The organism is Variovorax sp. E3, from assembly GCF_016082275.1.
Classification (GTDB): domain Bacteria; phylum Pseudomonadota; class Gammaproteobacteria; order Burkholderiales; family Burkholderiaceae_C; genus Variovorax.
In genome coordinates, this window is record NZ_MOWM01000049.1 from 25,665 (window position 1) to 46,153 (window position 20,489).

Genomic DNA, 20,489 nt, shown 5'->3' on the forward strand with positions numbered 1-20,489 from the left:
GTCAGGTGAGCGCGGCCAGCAACAGATAGAGCAGCGTGCCGCCGAGCGCGAAAGCCGCGACCACCGAGGCGACCCAGTGGAAGCGATTGGGCACTGCGCTCAGCAGGCCCACCGTCGACAGCGCCGCCGCCGTGAGCGCGCCCAGCCAGAGCACCCAGCCGATCGCGCCGCCGGCCGCCTGCAGGCTCGCGCCCAGCGACAGGCACAGCAGCGCGGCGCCGCCCAGTTGCAGCCAGCGCCGCCACGCCCCCGGCGTGCTGCCGCGGCCGAACACGTCTTCGCAGTGGCGGTCCATCGCGAGACTCAACGCGCAGAAACCCGCGAGCGGAGCGGAGAACACGAGTGCCAGGAGCAACGCGTTCATTGCGAGCCTCGCCCCGAAGTGGCGAGCCCCTGCTGCTGCGGCTGCTGTTGCTGCGGTGGCGTCTTCGCGGCCTGCTTCTGCGCAACGGCCTTGCGGCGCTTGCGCTCCACCAGCCAGACCGCGCTTGCAAGCCCCAGGCCCAGCGCGAGCGTGACCAGGTCGAAGCCCGCGACCGCGCTCGGCCCTGAGCGCAGGCTCACCGTCAGCGGCGCGGGGCCGGTGAACGCATTGAGCACCGGCAACAGCACGAACAGCAGCGCGCCGAGCGCAAGCTGTGCTTGCCACATGCGAAGCGTCGGCCGCAGCAGGCCCAGCACGGCGGCCGCGCCCCACACAATGAAGAACCAGCGGATCTCCGCCTCGCCGCGCTCGGCCATCTCGACCGGCAACAGGCGATTGGCCCAGAAGAAAGCCGCCATCGCCACGGGTAGCCCCGCGATCGCGCCGAGGTTGAGCCCGTCCACCAGCCGCAGCCCGACGCTGACGCGCCCGCCCTGCTTGAGCGTCTTCGCGAATTTCTGGCGCTCCTTCACCGCCCACAGCAGCAGCCCCGTCGCCACCATCAGGCAGCCGGCGATGCCCGACAGGAAGAACAGCGCGCGCAACAACGGATTCGCGAAGCGGCCGATGTGCAGCCCGTAGAGCACGCCGCGCGTTTCGGCCGCGGGCTTGGGCACGTCGCCGAACGCGCCGATCAATGCGCCGGTCGCGCCGTTGAACTGCATCGAGGGCTGGTCGAACGACAGCTGCGGCCCTTCGGCGCGCGTGATCGAGACCACCGCGTTGGCGTCGTTGGGCTGGTGCACCGTGACGCGGCCCACCGCCGCGCCGTTCCAGTGCGCGGAGGCCTGCGCGATCATCGGTGCGATGGGCGCCAGCGGCACCTTGTTGCCCGAGGCCTTGAACTGGTCGCGGCCGCCGCCGGGGAAGACCTCGGCGAAGAACGCCTGCTCGCCGCCCTTGTCCTTGTAGGCCACCTGCGGCGCCCACGGCATGTACATGAACATCAGCGTGACCAGGCCCGTGTACGTGATCATCAGGTGATACGGCAGCGCGAGCACGGCGGAGACGTTGTGCGCGTCGAGCCACGAGCGCTGGCCCTTCTTCGGGCGGAAGGTGAAGAAGTCCTTGAAGATGCGCTTGTGCGTGACGATGCCGCTGAAGATCGCCACCAGCATGAACATCGCGCAGAAGCCGACGATCCAGCGTGCCCACAGCGCGGGCATGTAGTGCAGGTCGAAGTGCAGGCGGTAGAAGAACTCGCCGCCGCGCGTGGTGCGCGGCGCGCTCACGGCTTCGCCGGTGGCGGGGTCGAGCGAGGCGCGGTCGAAGCGGCGGCGCGGCTTCTTGCCCTTGTCGTCGGAAGCGGCCGCGGCTGCTGGCGGCGGGGGCGGCGCGAGCCAGAGCACGTCGGTCGAAGGCTGGCGCTCGTTCGGCAGGTTGATGAACCAGCGCGGGCTGTGCGCGCCGCGCTGCTGCAGGTAGGCCACGGCGCTGTCGACGGCGCGGGCCTGCGGCACGGCGGGCCAGGGTAGATTCGGGGCGGCATGCAGCTCGGGCTTCATCCAGAACGTGATCTCGTCCTTGAAATACGACGCCGTGCCGGCCGCGAACACCATGAACAGCACCCAGCCGACCAGAAGGCCCGACCAGGTGTGCAGCCACGCCATCGATTGGCGGAAACCTTCCTTCATGCGCCGCCCCCGGTGATGCGCGGGAGCACGAGCAGCAGCACGCCCAGCGGCACGGCGGCGATGACCAGGCCCGACCACGCGCGCAGCGCGGTGCGTGCAGCGAAGACCCACATCACGGCGAGCGCGAAGACGAGGAAGGAGGCCATCGTGCCGGTCATCGCGGCTTCGCTGCGTGCCATGCCGAAGGCGGCAGGGAGGCACAGCGCGAGCACGGCGGCGAACAGGGCGGCGATGCCGTAACCGCCGAGGATGGCGGCGATGGCGCGGGCGGCTACGCCGAGGCGGTAACGGAGGCCGGAGGTCACGACGCGCGCCGGACGGCGGGCGGGGTCGTTCGGGGATTCATGGGAGAAGGGAAGTTCTGGAGAATGAGAATCATACTCATCTTTGAGATTCCTCCCCGTGCGAACGGGCCGCAAAAAAGCCCTGGGCAATGCATAGGCACCGCCCAGGGCTTTGCACGGCCCCGGTAGTTCAGGGCGCCGGGCCCGCCGGTCGCCAGCGACCGGCGTTCGCGCGCCATTCGTACAGCCGGGCGCCGATCTGCACCACGTCGCCGTTCGCCACGTTCGCGGGGAACAACTGGTCGTAGGCGCGCAGGCGGTAGCCCTGGAAGTCCGCCGCGGCCTCGACATAGCCCTCCGAGGAAATGATCGCGGCCCCCACGCCCATCAGCGGTACGGATTGCGACGCGAGGCCTGTGACGTTGGACACGATCGAGCTCTGCCCGCCGAGCGTGGCCCCCTGGGTCGCCAGTGCGACGGCGCTGCGCAACGCAACGAGGCCCGCCGTGGGCTCGGCATTCATCTCGATCGAGCCGGTAGAAGACGCACGCCCCGCGCCGACACCCTCCACATCGGCTCTGCCAGCCAGCAGACCCGTCACCTCGAAGACGAGCGCTCCCGAGAACGGCTTGGCGCCGAAAGTCGAGGCTCCGAAGGTCAATGCGCCGAACATCGCGCGCTACTCCGCCGGGGTTTCAGAGGAGGGCGCCGCCGGGCCTTGTTCGGGGACCGGCTCGGGCACCGGTTCGAACGCCAGGAAATCGCACACCGGCAGCATCGGCAAGAGCTGCTCCAGCGTCGGCTCCTCGGCTTGGCCCGCCGCGACCTTGTCTTGCAGCAAATAGCAGAAGTCCCACACCAGCGAACGCCATGCGCGAAAGGCACGGCCCTGCGCCTGGAAGCGCGGCACGGCGGGCTCGTCGGCGTAAGTGACCGCGGTCCGGATGTCGTCAAAGCCGTAGGCGACCGCGGTGCTGTCCAGGTGCTTCTGCACTTCGTTGCGCAACGCCGCGGCACGTTCTTCGAGCGTCGGCACATGCGGCTCGGGCACCACCGGCGGTTCGCTCTCGGGCGCTTGCGGTTGCGGCGTGACCGGCGACTCCGGCAGCGGTTCGGGCATGGGGATGTCCTCGGCAATCCACATGCCGTTGGCCGCCGCGAAATAGCGCTTGCCCTCGATGGCTGGCGGCGGCTCCGCCACCAGGCAGTTGCCCGGGACGAGCCAGACCTCGCCCTCGTCGGCCGGCGAGAGATCGCTCTCGTCGAGCGCGACGGGGCCGGTGTAGATCCGGTCGGGGCCGAATGAATAGACGGTCTTGGTTTTCATGGTCAGTACTTGATGCACGCGAGGTACGCGTTGTTGCGTGGGCGGGCTTCCGCTTCGCCGCTGGTGTTCAGCGAGATGCCGGTGGGGCCGGTCTTGATGACGATGCCGGTGCCGGCGGCGTAGATGCTGACGCTTGTGCCGGAGGCTCCGATGCCGACGTTGTGGGCGTGATTGCCTGCGCCGTCGGTTCCCCAGCCCTCGTAGCCATCGGTGATATTGCCAAGCGAGCCAACAAAGCCCGTGCCCAAACCCGACATGTGCGCACGTGAATAGGTGTGGGCATGATGGCCCTGAGCGTCAGTCCATGCACCGTGAGCGTGCCCGGGGTCGTAGACGCCGTGCGCGTGCGAAGGATCCGTGATCGCATGCGCATGCCCCGGATCCACCACTCCGTGCGCATGCGACAAGTTCGCGCTGTCCTGATAAGAGCCCAACGTCCGGCCAGGATCGAATCCTCGCCCATCGTCCAGCCCCCGGTCGAACACACCGCGCCCGTCAGGCAGGTTGAAAGTGGTCGAGCCGTCGCCCGCGCCATACGTCGTGCCGATCTTCGCGAACAGCCGTGCATAGGTCGTGCGCGAGACCGCCGCGCCGTTGCGCTTGAGGTAGCCCGCGGGCGGCGCCGACTGCGCGAAGTAGCAGACCATGCCCGTCTGGTCGAGCCCGAGGGCCTCCTGCCAGTCGGCCTTGAGCTGTTCGGTCGAGGCCGACAGGATGGTCAGCCCGACCTGCTTCGGCCCGTCGGGAAAATCGACCCTCGCGCCGTCGTTGCTCGATGCGATGACCAGCGTGCGCGCGAGCGCGCCGGCGGTCATCGTGGCCCGGCCGAGTTCGAACAGGCCGGTGGGGCGGCCGACGGAGTCGACCGCGTTGATCATGTAGTGGCAGGTGTCTCCCTCTGCCATGCCAGCGGCGGAGAACGGTCGATAGGCATCGACGGCGCCCCCGAGGACAAAGGCGCCCAGTCCCACGGAGACGCTGCTCTCCAGGATGCGGTCGGCGGTTTTGTGTGCCATCTCGCTGTGCCGTTCAGACCGTGAGGAACGCGACCTTGGTCGACGTCTTGAGGCGCGGCACCACCCCGGCCTGGATCGGGATCACGGGCGTCAGTGCACCGTGCAGCAGCAGCAGGCCGCCGCCCGACGCCGCGGTGCCGATGCCCAGGTGGGTGGCCGTGCCGGTCGCCGTGCCGGCCACTTCCAGGAATTCCAGCGCGTTGACGAGGAAGGCCTCGTTGCCGATCACCGACCAGCCGGCCGGGCTGCGCGGCACCGCCATGCGGGCATAGCCCGGGTACACGAGTTCGTTCGTGCCCTGGTTGGCGCCGGCGCCCGGGGCCGCCGTGAGCAGGCTGATGTAGAGGTCCGTCGCCGGGTTCACCGACGCGTTGTCGGCAAGGCCGGTGATGGGCGTGCCGAGAAGAATCAGCTTGATGAAAGCGTTGGCGGATGCGGGTGAATAAGCCATTGAGTGCTCCTGGGGTTGAGTTGGTTATGCAAGCGAAGGGTTGACGGGCAAGTCGCCCATGAAGTCGGCCAGGCTGCAGCTGGCCGGGATGTCGGTGTCGCGAAGTCCGTCGATGAACACATGCGCCGCGCGCTCCGCGCTGAAGCAGCGCTGCACGTGCTCGGCGATCGCGCGCGCGACGGCCTGCGCTTCTTCTCGCGTGAGGGTGACGAAGCCCTCGGCCGCCTTGAAGTCGATGCGCTCGAGCCCGCGTGCCTCCATGTCGGCGAGCATCTCGGAGAGGGCCGCGCGGTCTTCGCGGCCGGTCTTGACGCGCAGGCCGCCGGCCACCGTCAGACCGCCGGTCTCGAGTTGCCAGCGCTCCTCGGCGAGCTCGGTCTTGAGTTGCCGGCGCAGGTCGTCGGGTGTGCGCGGATCGCGCCAGGCATGCGCCGCCCAATCGAAGACGTGGTGCGCGCTCGGCCGCGCCGGCAGCGGCTCGGGCACGCCGTTGCGGATGAAGGTGCCGGGCGCCGCGTGCCCCAGATAGACCGATTCGCGGGGTGCGCCTGTGCATGGCACCACTCGACGGTGGCCTGTGTGCCGGTGCAACGGATTTCGCCGGTGCGGATGTTGTAGACGGTGAAGTGAGGCATGGTTCAGCGGCGCGTGGACAGCGCATAGATGGAGGAGCCTGCGGTACCGGCCATTGCAGGCGTGAAAAGAGTGAGCGTGTGCGAGCCAGGGCTCAGCAACACCTGGATGCCCCCGGTCACCGTGGTTCCGGCGATGCCGGCGCCCAGCCATTGAAGCGCGCCGTCGACGGTCAAGGAAACGGGTGCCGTCTGCATCACGAAGACCGAGCCCAGAATGAAGGTGTGCAACGGCTCGCTGCCAGGCACGTGGTGGTTGATCGACACCACGTTCGCCGCCGACGAAGCAAAAGACGGCACGGTGACAGCCTGCCCCCGCAGGTTCAACGTATCGATGACATCGACCTGATTGATCGTCAAACCTTCGTTCTGCAGGTTGAACCCCGGGCCCCAGAGCCGGAACCGCCCGGTTGCGTTCTGCATCTGCAGGCCCATGCCGTTGCAGGTCATGTCGACGAAGGTGTCGCCGCCTGTGTGGCGCGCCAGGATCCATCCCCAGCCGCCGTCGTTGAACCACTTGTTGGCGCTGCGCAGATAGCCCCAGCCGCCCACGCCGTCGCCGGAGATGTCGATCTGGCCCGCGGTCACGTAGCCCAGCCGCGACGTGATCGCCGACAGCCGGTCGACACTGATCGCACGCGCCAGGATCGAGCCGTCCACGACCAGCGTGCCGTCGATGCCGACGGTGGGCGTACCACCCACCGCCCCCACCACGAAGGGGTACTTCGTGACACCGCCGGCGGCCTGCTGCGCGATCGCGAACCGGTCGACCAGCACGGTGAAGTTGCTCTCCTGGCCGTCGTTGTTCAGCAGCACGCCCGCGACCTTGTTGCCGGCCACGACCTTCAGGCCCCACTTGGCCGACAGGCGGCCGGTCTCGTCGGCGCGCACCTGTGCCTCCTGGTCGATGGCCGCCTCGGCGCCGTTCACACGCACGGACAGCGTCGTGCGGGCCGCGGCTTCCGCCGCGTCGGCCGCAGCGCGCGCCACCACTTCCTCGCGGATGGCCGCCACCGCGCCGCGGTCGCTGGCTTCCGACGTGAACGGCGTGACCGGGAACCGCCCCTGCTCGACCTTCACGAAGCGCACGCCCATGCCGCCGCCCGCGACATAGCCGTTCCACAGGAACACGATCTTGCCCGTGACCGCGGCGGCCGGCGCAAGCGCTTCCACCGCGAAGTCGTTGCGGCGAAGCTGCTCGTTCATGAAGCCGTGCCGCCCGTCCTTGAGCGTGTCCGTGACGCCCAGCGAGTGACCGGTCAGGTCGAAGAACTCGAGCGCGAACCCGCTCCGGCCCACGTCGCTCTGGAACATCGAGTCGCCCGAGCCCGCGTACCAGGTGCCGGGCTTGACCGGGAAGCTCGCGCTGACAAGCCGTCCGCCCGCGGGCGCTGCCGCATGAAGCCTTGCCGACGCGCCCCAATCGTCTTCCATCACTTCCCAGGCGTTGCCCTGCAGCTCCCACTTGTCGAGGTCGAACTCGAACCCGCCGTTGAAGATCAGGTTGGCGCGCACATAGCCGACCGCACGCGCCGAAACAATGTCGATGCGCTGCGCCAGCTGCTCGGCCGTGTCGGTCACCACCTTCTCGACATGCGTGATCGCGGTGCCGCGCTCGATGGCCTCGTCGATCAGCCGCTCGCTGATGCCGGAGTTGACGTTCAACAGGTCGGCGACCTGCTCGTCGAGCCCTTCCTGCAGCTCCTTGATCGCGTCGTCGATCGTCGCAGCGAAGCCAGCTGCACATAGCCCGCATCGCTGCCATTGCCACCGATGTCGAACGCAGTGACCCAGTAGATCCGCGTCGCGGCCACGGGCTCGGTGCGCACGAAGTTGAGCGAACTCGTGTGGCCGATCTCGACGGCCTCGGCCAACGTCGGACCGACCTTGACGATGTAGGCAGAGATCGGCTGCGTGGTGCCGCATGCCTGCCAGGCAAGCTCGATCTGCGCGCCCCACACCTCGCCTCGCACGATCGGCTGCGCAGGCTTCGCGATCTCGATCGTCGCGGAGATCGGGATCCCCCAAGTCCCCTGCGTATTCCCGTGCTGCGCCCACACCTTCACCGTCCCCGCCGGCAACCAGCCGATGTTCGCGGCCAGGGCCTTGCCGGTCCATCGCTCCACGGCCGTCTCGAACGTCGGCCCGATGAAGATGCGCGTCGCGCCCCATTCGAGCAGGTCGATGCCCGTCGGGGCCGACCAGCGCGCCATCACGCCGGTCGACTCCACGGCAAGGCTCAGTCCCTCGACATCGCCCGGCTTCACGCTCGCGCCCTGCAGCGTGTGCATCACCATCGTCCAGTAGCTCGAGGCATAAGCCGTCATGAACCGCACGCGCACCTGGTATTCGCCGTGCACCTCGAGGCCGAGCAGGAAGGTCTCCGTGGCCGTGCCCGGCAGCGTGGCGCTCTGCCAGTCGCCGACCGGCGTGGTGGTGCGCCATTGCACCTGCACGTTGCCGCCGCGCAGCACCGCGTCGTCCACCGACGCCGACCAGCTCACGCGCGCCCGGATCACCAGCGTGCCGCCCTGCTGCACCATCTGTTCCTGGCCGCTGCGCACCTGCAGGTCGAGTGGCGGTTGCGGCAGCAGGAAGGGGTTCGGCAGGTTGGTGTTCGGCGACGGATCGCGGCGCACCTCGTCGGCCGTGTCGTAGAAAGACTCCTCGTCCTCGATGACCTGGAACGACAGCGGCGAGCTCATCGAATAGGTCCAGTCCTGCACGCGGAACGGCTTGTTGGCAAAGCCGTAGAGCGCGCTCGTGAGCACGATGCGGTCGCCCGGCTGCAGGTGCCACGCCAGCATCTTCGGATGGATCTGCAGCACGAAGCCGCCGCGGCTCTGCTCCACCAGCACGCGCGCGATTTGGTGCGTGCGCACGTGGGCCGTGGTGAACGGCAGCACGAGGTCGAGGAACTTGTCCTTCTGGTCGTTCTCGCGAAAGACCGTGTTCTGGTATTGCTTGAAGTCTTCCGACACGCCGTTGCGCGTGAGGTTGACGTACGTGCCCTTCGCGCCGTTGTAGCGCGCGGTGCCGGGGTTGCAGGTCTGCACCACGGTCATGGGCGCCAGCAGGTCGTCGTCGCTCATGGCCAGGACGGGCGTGGTCCACGCGCCGGCCAGGATGCGCCACACGCCGCCCGACTCGAGGCTGTAGCCGGCCATCGTGTCCTCGAGCTGCTGGCGAGTGCTGTCGCGGTCCTGGTCCGAACGGAACATGCCGTCGCAGGTGTAGCGCGCGGCGCTGCCGCCGTAGTTGGGCCGGTCCGCAATGGCGCCGCCGAGGTTGTAGATCGGCGTGTCGCAGGCGTTGGCGGCCACGATCAGCGCGTTCTGGTCGATCTGGTCGTTGGAGGCGAGGTAGCCCTCTTCCGAGCGCAGGAAGTCGGCCAGGCACAGCGCGGGGTTGCGGGTGTACACCGTCGCGCCGGTGCGCGGGTCGTAGACCTTCTTGCCCTTCACGTTGGCGGTGATCGCGGGCAGGCCGCCCTGGAAGCGCTCGACGAACAGGTTGAGCGTGACGACGATGTAGGTGAAGCCGCTGAGCTTGTGCGCCTCGGTCCACATGCCCTTGCTCGACGGCCACGGGTCGAGGTTGGCGCGCATGTACGCATCGGCCGTGTCGACGCCGTCGGGCGACAGGTGGATCTGCACGTTGACGCCGGGTACGCCACCACCGATCGACTCCGAATCCGTGACGATGAATTCCGGGTTCGACGAGTAGCCATTCGCGTCGAGCGCGCCGATCGAGACGCCTTCGATCTGGATGTCCGTCACGGCTTCGCACGGGTGCGCGGCCAGGACCAGCACGACGTGCTTCAGGTGGCTGTACTCACCGCCGGTGAGCACTGCCACCACAGCACCACCGACCGGCGCGGGTTCGCCGTAGATGACGGTGTGCGGCGCGTCGGACGCGATGATGGTGGTCGTGCGCTCCTTGATGTTCGCGACGTCTTCGGCGAGCTTGCGTGCCGCGGCGGCCTTGGCCTGCTTCTTGGCTTGCATGTTGCCGTAAGCGCTCGACACGAAGGAGAGAGCCGTCGAGACAATCATGCCGCCTACAGCAGCAGCCGAAGTGGTCGCCCCAACCGCAGAACCGACCCAAGCTAGAAATGAGGAAACGGGCTCTGCCATCGCAGCAGTACAGACCCCGAGGAGCGCCCCAAAAACAAGAGCAAGACGAATCAAACGCGCCATGTGGCAACCCCCGCGGTAAGTGGCAAGAACACGAGCCGGTCAGCCGCCGGCGCCGCGATGCGCGACCCCGTACAGATCCCGAAGCTGTAGCCCGAGACCCGGCCGACCTTGCCGCCGCTGCGGGCCAGCACCACGTCGCCGCGCTGCGCCAGCGCTCCGGGCAGGAAAGGGCCGAGCCGCGCGGTCGCGGCCGACAGGAAGCCGCCCGCCGCGCGCACCGCGCGCAGGGTGGCCAGCAGGTGCTTTCTTCCGATCGGCGCATCGGGCGCGCGCAGGTCCGCGAGCGGGTCTGTGCCCGTGCGCTCGATGACCCAGTCGGCCGCGATGTGCGCGCAGTCGTGCCGGAAGTATTCGAAGGGCGCGTTTCTTCGCACCGCGATGAAATCGTCTAGTTTCTGCATGGTCATTTGCCTCGTGCTCGGGCCCAGTAGTTCAGGGCCATCTGCAGGTACTTGTTGACCCACACGGTGGGCGACCCGATCATGGAATTCAGGTACTCGAAGCCGCGCTCGCCAGGGTGCTTGACCTGGTGCTGGGCATCGTTGGTGCGCAGGGACGCGGGGTTGGAACGCACGTCGTACGACGCGGTGCGGCAGTCCATCGCGATCTTCGCGGTGGGGCCGTCCCGCTCGATCTTCATCTGGTCCATCACACCCGCGAAGCGCAACACCGGCTCGCCGCTGATCTGCAGCGTGGCGGCATCGAGCAATGCGATCCACACGCGCACGCCGCGGTCCTGGTAGTCGCTCGGGTCGCCCAGTGCGAGTGCGCGCGTGCCGACGTCCACGGGCGACAGCGTGAGCGTCAGCTTCTCGGCCGCCCCGTCTTCGCTTTCGTGAAGCTCGCCGATGGAGCCGAGGTTGCCCACGCCTTGCCACGTCTCGCCCATCACCTGGAGCGACAAGGGCCAGTTGGTGAAGCGCGCGGTGCCGCTTCGCAGCTTGAGCTCGACGAGGGCCAGCTGGCCGTACGTCTGCGAGTGCGCTGCCGCCTGGAAGCCGGAGCTGGTCTGGATGGTCATTGTTCCCACGACTCCATCAGGTCCAGGCTGAAGCCGCCCTGCGTGCGCGACTCCGAGGCCCAGGTGGTCTTGGTGTCGACCCGCCGCATCAGGCAGGTCGGGCGGTCCCACACCACGGCGCTGCCGGCCACCACGGGCGTGCGCAGCACGGGCTCGAACTGCACCGTGATCACGCCGGCCGCGTTGGCCACGGCATCGGCCTGCACGTGCAGCATCTGGCGATGGTTCGAGCCCTGGTTGACGCCGATCCAATCGCCCTGCAGCAAGGTCTTGCCGACCTCGGAAACGCCCAGCTGGATCGTCAGCTCGGAAGCGCCGGCAGCAGCGGCCCTTGCGGTCCATGTGCCGCGCGCGGTGCCGCGCGGCACGGGCTGCAGCATGTCGTGCACGGCCAGCACGTTGACCTGGCCGCGCATCGAATGCACGAGCGCACGCCAGGCGGCGGCTTCGCGCATCAGCGGAATTCGCTCCTCGCTTACGAGCGAGCAGGTGCGTCGCGCAGGCCCGAGCACGGCCACCTGCATCGATCCCGATTCGCTGTTGCTGAAAGTCAGGTCGAAAACCTGGAGGCCGAAGTCCTGCCGCTTCACCGGCAGGTCGGACGGAAGAGTCACGATGGTCATTGGGGGAGCACCTTCACGCGCTTGAGTTGTTCCATCTGCCCGCGGTTGTTTTCCGCGAGCAGGCGTTGCATGTCCGCCATCACCGCGCCGCGATCGGAACGGGCGTCGATGTGGAAGACGTGGAGGGCGCGAACTGGATGGTCGGCGCGTCGCCCGCACCACCAGGCGCGCTGACGCCGAGGCGGCCGTCGGAGCCACGGCGCAGAGGCATGATGGCTTCGGGGCCGGCTTCGCCCATCAGGCCGATGCCGTTGGCGAACGGGAAGAACGTGGGTTTGCCGACCACGCTGTTGGCATAGACGTGCAGGCCGGGGGACGAGAAGACGTTGCCGTTGGCGCTCGCGGTCCATCCTCGCAAGCCGATCATGGTGCCCAGCGTGTCGCCTCCCATGACATTGGCAATGCCCGCTGCGGCGGAACTCCAGGCGCCGCCAAGAAGACCTGACACTGCACCGAAGATCCCGCCGAGTGCCGAAGAAGAACCCCCAGCGGAAGAAGCGCCTCCCCCTGATCCCGAGCCCTTCAGTGCACCGGTCAGCCAACCGGAAAAACCCTCCACGGCGTCCTTCACGGTCGCGTCGTAAAACGCATCCGCCAACGACTTGACAAGCTTCTTCTTGAGCGCTTCGCCCATCTTGTTGATCGCGCCCTGACCTCCACCTTCCAGCAGATTCACGAACCCATCGCGGAACACGCCGCCGATGTCTTCAGACATCTTCTTGGACTTTTTGTCGTCCTCTTCCTTTTCGTTTTTCTTCTTGTCGGCGTCGGTTTTCAGGCTGTCACCGGCTTGAGTGGCCTTCAGGAGCGCTTTCTCGGCATCAAGGCGGTCACGTAGAGACTGGATGTAGCCAGGCACGACGTTGTTCGTCGCTTCCAGATCGTTGATCTGCCGCTGGGTCTGCTCGATGTTCAGCTGCTGCACGGCCTCCTTGGTGAGCCCGAACACCGCGTTCTGCTCTTCTTGTGCGCGCACCTGTTCGCGAATCTTGTCCGTGGCCTGCTGTGACGTCTTCAACACTCCGTTCTGGGATGTCGCGTCCAGCTCCGCGAAAGAGCGGTCGGTCTCCTTGTCGACAAACTCGCGCTGCTGCTCAACCGCTTTCGAACGGATGTCCAGCTTCTGCCTGTCAGCGGCCGAGCCCTTCCTGGAGCCCAGCAAGCGTCGCTCGGCCAGGATCGCGTCTTCCTGGTCCTTGAGGTCTTTCAGGCGGAGCTCTCGCTTCTGGCGAGCGACCGCGTAATCGTCGATCAGATCGCGCTTACGCAGGCTGTCGATGTTCTTGAAGCCTTCGGCGGTCACTCGCGCCTTGGCGTTGTAATCCTCGCGAACGGCTTCGATGCTCATTCGAAGACCGTCGTCTTCGGCACGGCCGATGCCGGAAGTACCTGTTGAGCTTCGTCGCCCTTCGCCATCCTTCTTTTCGTTGTTCTTGACGCTCTTGGCGAGGTCTGTATCTCGAACACGAACAGCGTCTGCTTTTTGAGACTCGGCCCTCGATGCGGCCTTCTGGCTTTCCAACAGCGCGTCTCGCTTGGCCACCGCCTCCGCCCGCTCCACATCCAGCTTCGCGCCGGACGTGCCTCGTCCGAAGGCCGCGCCGCCGCCATTGCTGACGAAGCCCTTGCCTTGCTTCGTGACATCGATCTGCGCAATCTGCTTGTCGACCGCGTCGATCTGTTGCTGAAGCGTGACGGGACGCCCGACATTGAGCATGGCGTCCCAAGCCTTCGCGGCAATTCCAGTGACGCTCAACCAGCCGCGTTGAAGGCTGCCGAGGTTGGCGACGACCTCCGCGGTGCGCTCCTTCATCGCATTGGCGAATGTTTTCTGCGCGAGCGCCGCCGCCTCTTCGGTCTTGCCCTGTTTTTCGAGCGCGACGATGCGCTCGTAGGTGCTCGCACTCAGGTAGTGGTAGGTCTCGTTGAGCTTGACCGACGCCTTCGAGGGCTCGTCCGCCAGCTTGACGAAATTGCCCACGGCTTCGTTGATCGACGTGCCCAGCACCCGGTTCATCTCCGCGGTCGCGCCAGCCACTTCGCTGACGACGCTTCCGCTGATCCTGCCGGTGTTGACCACCGCAGCCACTGCTTCCGCGGCCTTGGCCTGTGTGCCTTGCGTGCCAGCGATATCGATGGCCTTTGTCTGCAACTGGTCGGATGTGAGGCCGACGTAGTTGCCGGTCATCGCCTTCGCGGTGGCGTAGGCCGTGGCTTCCTTGCTGCCTTCGACATAGGCCTCGGTCAGCATGGTCACGGCATTCGTTGCCAGGTTGAGGGGCGTGACGATGCTTTTGAAGTACGAGCCCACCGCGCCGACGGCCGAGCCGACACCGCCGAAGGAGGTCACAAGCTTCGCTCCTTCACCCACCAGCGAGGTCAAAGGCGACTGACCGCTCTGGATGCTGGAGAACAGGCTCTGAAAAGAAGAAGCAACCTCTTTGGCGGAGGCTGCCGCCTTCGCCTTGGCCTCTTCCGCCTTGCTGGCGCCGCTCGATATCCTGTCGACGAACTTTGAAAATTCGCTCAAGACCTCGGCCAGGTCCGCCTTCATCGACGAAGCGTTCATCGTCATCTGAATCGCTAGTTGTTGTGTCGCAGCCATGTCTATATGGTCCGTTTGAGGTAAGAAAAAATAAGGCCGACATCTGCCGGCCCCATGCTTCTTCGATGGCCGGTGGGCCCGCGGTGCCGCTAGACGTTCAGCACCGCGATGCCTTCGTCTTCCATCACCTGCAGCTGCAGGAACACCTCGCGCTGGCGCGCGCGTGGAATGCCCAGGCGCTTCATGGCGACGTCGACGGCGCGAAGTCCAGCCCCTGGAACCACGCGCCCGCCGCACCCGCGACGACCCGCCACTGCGTTCGGCAGGCATGGAACACCTCGAATGCTTCCTGGTGTTCGGGCCATAGCTCGAAAGGTGGCGGGCCGCCGCCGTTGGCCGTCGAAGAGACGAGCCGGGTCGGGTCGAGACCGAGCGACGCGCACTGGCTGCGGAGATCGTCGTCCAGCTCGTCGTGGACGCGATGCTCTGCTCCGAGCACAAGGCGCGCGGCGCCTCTCAGTTTTTTACCGCGGCCGGGTAGGCGTGCTCGAAGTAGCTGTAGGCAATGGCGGCCTCGAAAGACGGCCATTCCTCCACCGCCGCCGCGCGGTTCTCGGTGGTGCAGATGAAGGGCGCGCCGTCGTCGCCTTGCAGGTCCTTCCAGTCGGCCAGCACCATGTCCAGCAGCTCCCTGTCGGTGAGGCTGCGGCCGTCCAGGCGGGTCTGCAGGGTGTCGTTGTCGGACTTGGTCAGGCGCTTGAAGACGGCGCTGAAGCGCACTTCCTCCACCTGGCCGTCGCCGGGCACGCGCATCACGACCGGCGCGATGAAGGTCGGCTTGATCGCGATCTTGAGTTTCTGGGGCATCTCTGTCTGTTCCTCGATGGAGTGAAGTGGCGTGGTGTGGTGTGTCGAAACTCAGCGAACGACGATCAACCACTCGTCGTTGCCCGCGCCGGTGGGCACGAACTCGAGCGGCACGGTGATCATCTGCACGCCGTCGACGTCGCTGAAGGTCGGCTTGCCGATCTGCGCGCGCGGCGACAGGAACTCGACGACGTTGCTCGCGCCCTGGCCGTGCTTGAGCGCCAGGTTCACGCGCTGGCTGGCGCGCGCCATGCCGATCCAGTCCTTGGTGGCCACGGAGGTGTTCTCGAAAGTGACGGAGCCGGTCGACACGCGCGCGGTGATGTCGACGGCGTCGACCGTCATCAGGTCGCGCTTGACGACGGTGTTGCCTGCGTCGAAGGCGAAGGCGTTGGCGGCCACGCCGAGGCCGTCGAGCGAGAGCGTGGTGTTGGCCTTGTTCACGCCCAGCGGGTCCATGAACTTCGTGTAGTCGGCCACGGGCAGCGGCGCGTCTTCGGCGGGCACGAACAGGCCGGTGAACTCGAACTGCCACTTCGGAATGCCCTTGGCATTGATGGTGGCCTTCACGTTGCCGTGCGCGTCGGTCATCTTGTAGACGGTGCCGTCGACGTTGCCGTAGATGGTGAGCGACTCGAGCGCGTCGGTGGCCGGCGCGAAGGTGGTGCTGGTGCCCGCGGCCGTGGTGACGGCGATGGCGCAGCCGCGCATCAGCGCGGCGTAGCCGGGCACGTCGCCGGCGGCGGCCACGCCCGCGATCTCGACCGAGAAGGCGATCTTGCTGTACTGCGTGACCAGCACGGAGCCGCGCGAGCCGAAGTACGGGCGCACGTTGTCGCGCTGGACGACGTCGCCTTCGATGGGGGTCAGCGTGACTTCGCTGACCAGGATCGCGTTGGCCGCGCCGGTGGGCAGGGCGTCGGTGCCGCGTACCGTTTCAGCCTTGGCCAGGATGGCCATCTTGCGCATGAGTTTTGCCATGTCGGCGTTCTCCGTTGGTGGTTGGTTGGTTGGTTGTCGAAAAAACAAAAGAGAAAAAAGCTGCCCAGCGGCAGTCAGAGGTAGCGCCAGGTCCGCAGCTGCAGCGCGATGCCGTGGCAACGCACGCCGCAGAAGGTGACGAGGCCGGTGCCGTCGACTTGCACGCCGTCGGTGCGCTTGTCGTCGGTGAGCGGGCCAGAGGCGCACGCGCCGCCGAAGGTGGGGTCGGCGCGCACGGCGTCGCGGATGTCCTCGATGAGCGCGTCGAACACCAGCTCCGAAGCGGCGGCGTCGTCGAACGCGAGCAGGCCGTGCACGGTCCAGGTGTCCACGCTCATCGCGCGGCCCGCGGCGTTCACGCTGCGCTCCTCGGTGGCGGTGCGGCGCAGCCACCAGCCGCGCAGCTGCTGGCCGCCACCCGGCAGGTCATGCAGGAAGAGCGCGCGCAGCGCGGCTTCGTCGGCCAGGGAGCGCTCGCGGTCGTGAACGCGGCCGACTTGCGGCACGGTGTTCAGCGTCTGCACGATGGCGCTGCGAAGGGTGTCGAGACGGCTCATGCCTGGGCTCCGTTCGGTGTGGAAGTGAACATCGATCGCTTGCTTCGTTGATGGATGGGTTGGTGAATGAACTGTCGCGGTGCAGGCCCGAATGGCTGAGGCCGACATCCGCCGCCCCCTCGCCGCTCAGTTGATGCCGGGGCCGTTGCGGAACCACTGCTTGACGGCCTCGGCGAGCAGCGCGGTGCCGATGGCCATCGCGCCGCCCGATGCGGCGCCGAAGACGGCCGCGCGCTGCTCGACCGTGCGCAGCCGGCCGTCGAGCGCATCGAAGCGCGTGTCGAAGCCGTCCATGCGGCGGTTCTGCCGGTCCTGTCCGTCCTTCAGGGCCTGCACCAGGCCGTGGATCTGGCCGAGCAGCAGCAGCTCCTGCGTGCGTGCGTGGGGGTGGTCGCTCATGGGGCGGGTCTTTCTGTAAGGAACTCGATCAGCGCGCGGTGCCGGAGCCGGTCCGCGGCGCATGAGCGGGCGTGATGGCGTGGTTGGCCCAGGCGTCGTCGACGCCGAGGCCGGCGTCAGCAGCACAGGCCTCGCTGGAGGTATCAGCAAGTCCGCAGGCACCCGCGGGTACGTCGGTGCCCGCGAGGGCGCTGTTCCACATCCACACAGCAGCAAGGCTGAGGCGAGGAGGGCCGTCGTCAGCAGCCTCGGGCGGTGGTGGCGTGTCGGCGGGCGACGCGGTCGCGGCCGGTGATGGCGCTGGCCGCCCGGTGCGGCGGGCAGGGACGACGAGGGAAACGCGCTGGCGCAAGTCATGGGTCGGGCCTCGAGGGAGAGATAGCTGGCCTGCAGGGCACTCGCGCCCAGCTGGTACTTCGCCGACGCGGCGCGGCCGCGCTCGTACTCGGCCTGCAGGTCTTGCGCGAGCTGCACGGCGCGCTGCGTTTCCTTCTGCTGCCAGGCGGCGCGCTCTTTCATGCGGCCGGCCTCGTGGACCGCGAAGCCGCAGGCAGCGAGCAGCGACACCGTCGCCACGCCGCCGATCAAGCCCGCCCAGGCCTTGCCGGAAAGGCCGCTCATGGCGCGTCGCTCCCCATGCATTGCGCATGCAGCCGGAGGCGGTCTTTCCAGATGCCCGCGCAGGACTTGTTGCCGGGCGCCGAGCAGTCGGTCTTGCCCACGTACTTCCAGCCGAGGATGGCGTTGCACGCGCCCGCGTAGTCACCCGCGTTGAGCCGCTGCACGAGCACCGACGTGCGGCCCTTCTGGCCGCCAGTGCAGAAGTTGAAGGCGCCGATGTTGTAGGCCAGGCTCACGTAGGCGTCGTACTCGTGCTGGTGCAGCGGCACCTTCACGCATTGCTTGAGTTCGCCTTCGTAGGTGCGCACGTCGCGCAGCGCGCGCTGCAGCGCGGGCACGGGCGTGGTGGTGTCGCCCATGCGCACGCCGCCCGTGGTGCCGAAGCCGATGGTCGGCACGGCCGTGCCGTGCATGGGGTCGGGGTACGCCTTGTCGCTGTAGCCCTCGCGCGCGACGATGCCGATGAGCCCCGCCGCGCTGAGCGCGAGCACGGCCAGCAGCTGGCGCGGCGCCTCGCCGCGCTCACGTGCGCGGCGTCGATGAAAGAGTGTTCGAGAGGTGTCGTTGCCCATGACCCGAATGGTCGGGCGAGGGCCTCAAACGACTGAGGCCGACATGAGCCGGCCTCTTTTTTTCAGGGTGCGTTGAAGCGCCCTTTACCGCACCGGCAACGGCGCGTCAGATCTCGCCGCCGTGCCACACCACACGGCCGCTGATGTGCAGGTCGGCCGCCTGCTCGGCGCTCAGCACCTGCGGCTTGTACGCGGGGTTGTAGCTGATGATCTGCAGCCCGCCGGTGGAGAAGTCGCGCTGCAGCACTTTCACGTAGTCGTGGCCGTCGAGCTGTATGACGTACACGCCGTCCTGGTCGAGCGACTTGGTGGCGGTGTCGACCAGCAGGATGTCGCCGTTGTTGATCTTGTCGGCCATCGAGTCGCCGCGCGCATGCACGATGCGCGCGTGCACCGGCTTCACGCCCTTGCGCGCCATCCACGAGCGGCTGAACGCGAAGCGGCCCATGTGTTCCTGCGAGCCGTTGATGGCGCCGTTGCCGGCGCTCACGCGCACGTCGAGCAGTTCGACCAGCACGAAGACCTCGTCGTCCAGCCCGCTCGACAGCTGGCTGGGCGGGTGGGCGGGCTGGAAGGGGTTGAGCTCCGACGGATCGACCCCCAGCGCCAGTGCCATCACGTACAGCTGCTCGAGGCTGGCGTCGCTCACGCCCCGCTCGATGCGGCCCACCGTATTGAAGTGCAGCCCGCTGCGCTGCGCGAGGTCGTCGATGGTGAGCCCCTTCTGCTTGCGCAGATCGCGAACCCGCGCGCCTTGCGCAAGGGCCAGTTCGCCCACGCGAGCCTTCACTTGTTCGTCGTCGGGTGGAGTGTTGATTTGCGAGGTCACGTTAACTTTGATTTGTGCGAACGCGCACATCCTAGACACACGGAAGTCTTTTTACAACCCGATTCGTGTCTGAGCTCATGTAAATGTTCGTTTTCATGTTTTTCTTGTTTGTGAAAACCTGATTTGTGTGCATAATCAGGCCCATCGACACAAAACAACATATTTTGATGGATTGGCACCCTGCTCAGGTTAAAGCAGCACTCGAAATGAGCGGGACCAACCTGTCCAAGTTGGCAAAAGAACACGGATACGCGCATATCAACGAAGTCCTGAACCGTCCGTGGGTTGCGGCCGAACGCATCGTGGCCCGCGCCCTGGGGGTCGCGCCGGAGGTGATCTGGCCAGGCCGCTACCAGCGGCCTCGCGACCGGGGCATCGCGCTGACGCGCAATCCGAACGGCCTCGCGCACCCCGGGGAGGGCGCGAAAACGGAGCTTGAAGAGTCCCCGACGAAGGCCCCGGCCTTCACCGGGCGTGCCAGTGAACGGAGCAGCAGTGCCACAAGCGAGGAGAAACGTACTGTGAAGAAAACCTTGACCGAGACCGGAGGCCGCGCGCGCCAGACAGGAGGCGCGTGATGGAACACACGACATCCGAATGGTTCGTCGCCAAGGCGCTGATGGCGCTGGCGGACCGCCGCGCCGAAGCAGCGGCACAGGGCGAGACGAGCGCCCCCACGGCCGCGCCCGATGCGCAGGTCCGCGCCGCGGACCCGTTCGCCACCCGCCTGTGGAACTTGCTGCGCATCCGCCGCGCACTGACGGCCGACGAGGCCGCGGCGCTGCTGCTGAACGACAACGCGCAGGCCGACGACGACATCGCACAGGGCCGCCGCCAGGCCGGCGCGCTGCTGCTGTCGTGGTCGCGGCAGTGCCCGCGGGCCGTGCGCGTCGACGCCCGGCGCGTGGACGGCATGAAGCGCTACGCCCTGCTGCGCGACATCGGCGCCACGCCGCCGCCGCTGCCCGCATCCCGCGCGGAGGTGGCCCGATGACCGACACGCCCCCTTCCTATATGAGCCAGGCGTGGTTCGCCTTGCTGCGCGATGCCTGCACCGGGCGCCCGCGCTCCGAGGTCGCCGCGCAACTGCACATCAGTCCCGCGGCGGTGAGCCAGGTGCTCAACGCCAGCGGCAAGTACGGCGCCGGCAAGGCGCGCACCGACCGCATCGCCCGCCGCGTGCTCGACACCTTCGGCGGCCCCGCAACCGACGAGGAGACCCGCGCATGAACACGACGACACGCGACAACCCCCACGAACTGGCGGCCGACGTGCGGCGCGCCGTCGCCACGCACCTGGAGGCGCACGAGGCGGCCTCCGCGAAGGAGCTCGAACGCATGCTGGCCGAATGCATCGTCGGCTTGCAGCCCGAAGCCGGCGGCGCCGCGCTGCGCCAGCAGCTGAGCCACCTGGCCGACCGCGGCCACGTGCACAGCGTGAAGGTCGACGGCCGCTCGCGCTGGAAGCTGGGCCCCGGCCCGCTGGCCGGGCGCATCGCGGCGGCGCG

General features: G+C 67.6%; 26 protein-coding genes. 4 read left to right on the forward strand and 22 right to left on the reverse strand.

Annotated elements, in window-relative coordinates; translation table 11 throughout:
* Position 1: 1 nt before the first annotated feature.
* The 22 genes from BMG07_RS18415 to BMG07_RS18515 all read right to left on the reverse strand — a co-directional run bounded on the left by BMG07_RS18415 (position 2) and on the right by BMG07_RS18515 (position 18,982).
* A complete protein-coding gene (locus BMG07_RS18415) occupies positions 2–364 on the reverse strand; it encodes a DUF3325 domain-containing protein (RefSeq protein WP_198085774.1) in 363 nt (120 codons plus the stop codon).
* A complete protein-coding gene (locus BMG07_RS18420) occupies positions 361–2,058 on the reverse strand; it encodes a PepSY domain-containing protein (protein ID WP_198085775.1) in 1,698 nt (565 codons plus the stop codon). The genes BMG07_RS18415 and BMG07_RS18420 overlap by 4 nt, the downstream gene beginning before the upstream one ends.
* Complete coding sequence (locus BMG07_RS42375) at positions 2,055–2,363, reverse strand: DUF3649 domain-containing protein (protein WP_307867003.1); 309 nt, start codon at positions 2,361–2,363, stop codon at positions 2,055–2,057. The genes BMG07_RS18420 and BMG07_RS42375 overlap by 4 nt, the downstream gene beginning before the upstream one ends.
* Positions 2,364–2,532: 169 nt before the next feature.
* Positions 2,533–3,015 carry a hypothetical protein gene (locus BMG07_RS42380; protein WP_269759132.1) on the reverse strand — a complete coding sequence of 161 codons (483 nt, stop codon included), beginning with the start codon at positions 3,013–3,015 and terminating at the stop codon, positions 2,533–2,535.
* 6 nt (positions 3,016–3,021) lie between these two features.
* Entirely contained in the window at positions 3,022–3,669 is a 648-nt protein-coding gene (locus BMG07_RS18430; protein WP_198085777.1) for a hypothetical protein, read from the reverse strand.
* A 2-nt stretch (positions 3,670–3,671) separates the two neighbouring features.
* Entirely contained in the window at positions 3,672–4,685 is a 1,014-nt protein-coding gene (locus tag BMG07_RS18435) for a phage tail protein (RefSeq protein ID WP_269759133.1), read from the reverse strand.
* A gap of 13 nt (positions 4,686–4,698) precedes the next feature.
* Positions 4,699–5,136: a hypothetical protein gene (locus BMG07_RS18440; protein ID WP_198085778.1), complete on the reverse strand. Its 438-nt coding sequence runs from the start codon at positions 5,134–5,136 to the stop codon at positions 4,699–4,701.
* 24 nt (positions 5,137–5,160) lie between these two features.
* Entirely contained in the window at positions 5,161–5,700 is a 540-nt protein-coding gene (locus BMG07_RS18445; RefSeq protein ID WP_198085779.1) for a DUF4376 domain-containing protein, read from the reverse strand.
* A gap of 74 nt (positions 5,701–5,774) precedes the next feature.
* A complete protein-coding gene (locus BMG07_RS18450) occupies positions 5,775–7,433 on the reverse strand; it encodes a DUF1983 domain-containing protein (protein WP_198085780.1) in 1,659 nt (552 codons plus the stop codon).
* Entirely contained in the window at positions 7,430–9,796 is a 2,367-nt protein-coding gene (locus tag BMG07_RS18455) for a hypothetical protein (RefSeq protein ID WP_198085781.1), read from the reverse strand. Before BMG07_RS18455 ends, BMG07_RS18450 begins: the two co-directional genes overlap by 4 nt.
* Positions 9,797–9,954: 158 nt before the next feature.
* A complete protein-coding gene (locus tag BMG07_RS18460) occupies positions 9,955–10,368 on the reverse strand; it encodes a hypothetical protein (protein WP_198085782.1) in 414 nt (137 codons plus the stop codon).
* Between the two features lie 2 nt (positions 10,369–10,370).
* Complete coding sequence (locus BMG07_RS18465) at positions 10,371–10,988, reverse strand: hypothetical protein (RefSeq protein ID WP_198085783.1); 618 nt, start codon at positions 10,986–10,988, stop codon at positions 10,371–10,373.
* Positions 10,985–11,611: a hypothetical protein gene (locus tag BMG07_RS18470; RefSeq protein WP_198085784.1), complete on the reverse strand. Its 627-nt coding sequence runs from the start codon at positions 11,609–11,611 to the stop codon at positions 10,985–10,987. The genes BMG07_RS18465 and BMG07_RS18470 overlap by 4 nt, the downstream gene beginning before the upstream one ends.
* Before the next feature lie 79 nt (positions 11,612–11,690).
* Entirely contained in the window at positions 11,691–14,216 is a 2,526-nt protein-coding gene (locus BMG07_RS18475; RefSeq protein ID WP_198085785.1) for a phage tail length tape measure family protein, read from the reverse strand.
* Between the two features lie 89 nt (positions 14,217–14,305).
* Positions 14,306–14,401, reverse strand: coding sequence for a DUF1799 domain-containing protein (locus BMG07_RS44945; protein ID WP_269759135.1), 96 nt, complete (start codon positions 14,399–14,401; stop codon positions 14,306–14,308).
* Positions 14,398–14,655, reverse strand: coding sequence for a DUF1799 domain-containing protein (locus BMG07_RS18485; protein ID WP_198085798.1), 258 nt, complete (start codon positions 14,653–14,655; stop codon positions 14,398–14,400). Before BMG07_RS18485 ends, BMG07_RS44945 begins: the two co-directional genes overlap by 4 nt.
* Positions 14,656–14,672: 17 nt before the next feature.
* Positions 14,673–15,023: a hypothetical protein gene (locus BMG07_RS18490; RefSeq protein WP_198085787.1), complete on the reverse strand. Its 351-nt coding sequence runs from the start codon at positions 15,021–15,023 to the stop codon at positions 14,673–14,675.
* A 51-nt stretch (positions 15,024–15,074) separates the two neighbouring features.
* Positions 15,075–16,004 carry a hypothetical protein gene (locus BMG07_RS18495; protein WP_198085788.1) on the reverse strand — a complete coding sequence of 310 codons (930 nt, stop codon included), beginning with the start codon at positions 16,002–16,004 and terminating at the stop codon, positions 15,075–15,077.
* A gap of 74 nt (positions 16,005–16,078) precedes the next feature.
* Positions 16,079–16,561 carry a hypothetical protein gene (locus tag BMG07_RS18500; protein ID WP_198085789.1) on the reverse strand — a complete coding sequence of 161 codons (483 nt, stop codon included), beginning with the start codon at positions 16,559–16,561 and terminating at the stop codon, positions 16,079–16,081.
* Between the two features lie 126 nt (positions 16,562–16,687).
* Positions 16,688–17,581: a hypothetical protein gene (locus tag BMG07_RS42385; RefSeq protein WP_269759137.1), complete on the reverse strand. Its 894-nt coding sequence runs from the start codon at positions 17,579–17,581 to the stop codon at positions 16,688–16,690.
* Complete coding sequence (locus BMG07_RS18510; protein ID WP_198085790.1) at positions 17,578–18,153, reverse strand: lysozyme; 576 nt, start codon at positions 18,151–18,153, stop codon at positions 17,578–17,580. Before BMG07_RS18510 ends, BMG07_RS42385 begins: the two co-directional genes overlap by 4 nt.
* Positions 18,154–18,259: 106 nt before the next feature.
* Positions 18,260–18,982, reverse strand: coding sequence for a S24 family peptidase (locus BMG07_RS18515; RefSeq protein ID WP_307867004.1), 723 nt, complete (start codon positions 18,980–18,982; stop codon positions 18,260–18,262).
* A gap of 167 nt (positions 18,983–19,149) precedes the next feature.
* Here BMG07_RS18515 and BMG07_RS18520 point away from each other — a divergent pair, with 167 nt between their 5' ends.
* From BMG07_RS18520 to BMG07_RS18535, 4 genes are all read left to right on the forward strand, one after another.
* Complete coding sequence (locus BMG07_RS18520; RefSeq protein ID WP_269759138.1) at positions 19,150–19,560, forward strand: helix-turn-helix domain-containing protein; 411 nt, start codon at positions 19,150–19,152, stop codon at positions 19,558–19,560.
* On the forward strand, positions 19,560–19,976 hold the full coding sequence (locus tag BMG07_RS18525; RefSeq protein WP_198085792.1) for a hypothetical protein: 417 nt from the start codon (positions 19,560–19,562) through the stop codon (positions 19,974–19,976). Before BMG07_RS18520 ends, BMG07_RS18525 begins: the two co-directional genes overlap by 1 nt.
* On the forward strand, positions 19,973–20,212 hold the full coding sequence (locus BMG07_RS18530) for a hypothetical protein (RefSeq protein WP_198085793.1): 240 nt from the start codon (positions 19,973–19,975) through the stop codon (positions 20,210–20,212). The genes BMG07_RS18525 and BMG07_RS18530 overlap by 4 nt, the downstream gene beginning before the upstream one ends.
* Positions 20,209–20,489 (forward strand): hypothetical protein (locus tag BMG07_RS18535; protein WP_198085794.1); only part of this gene is annotated, 281 nt, incomplete at its 3' end. The genes BMG07_RS18530 and BMG07_RS18535, both read left to right, overlap by 4 nt.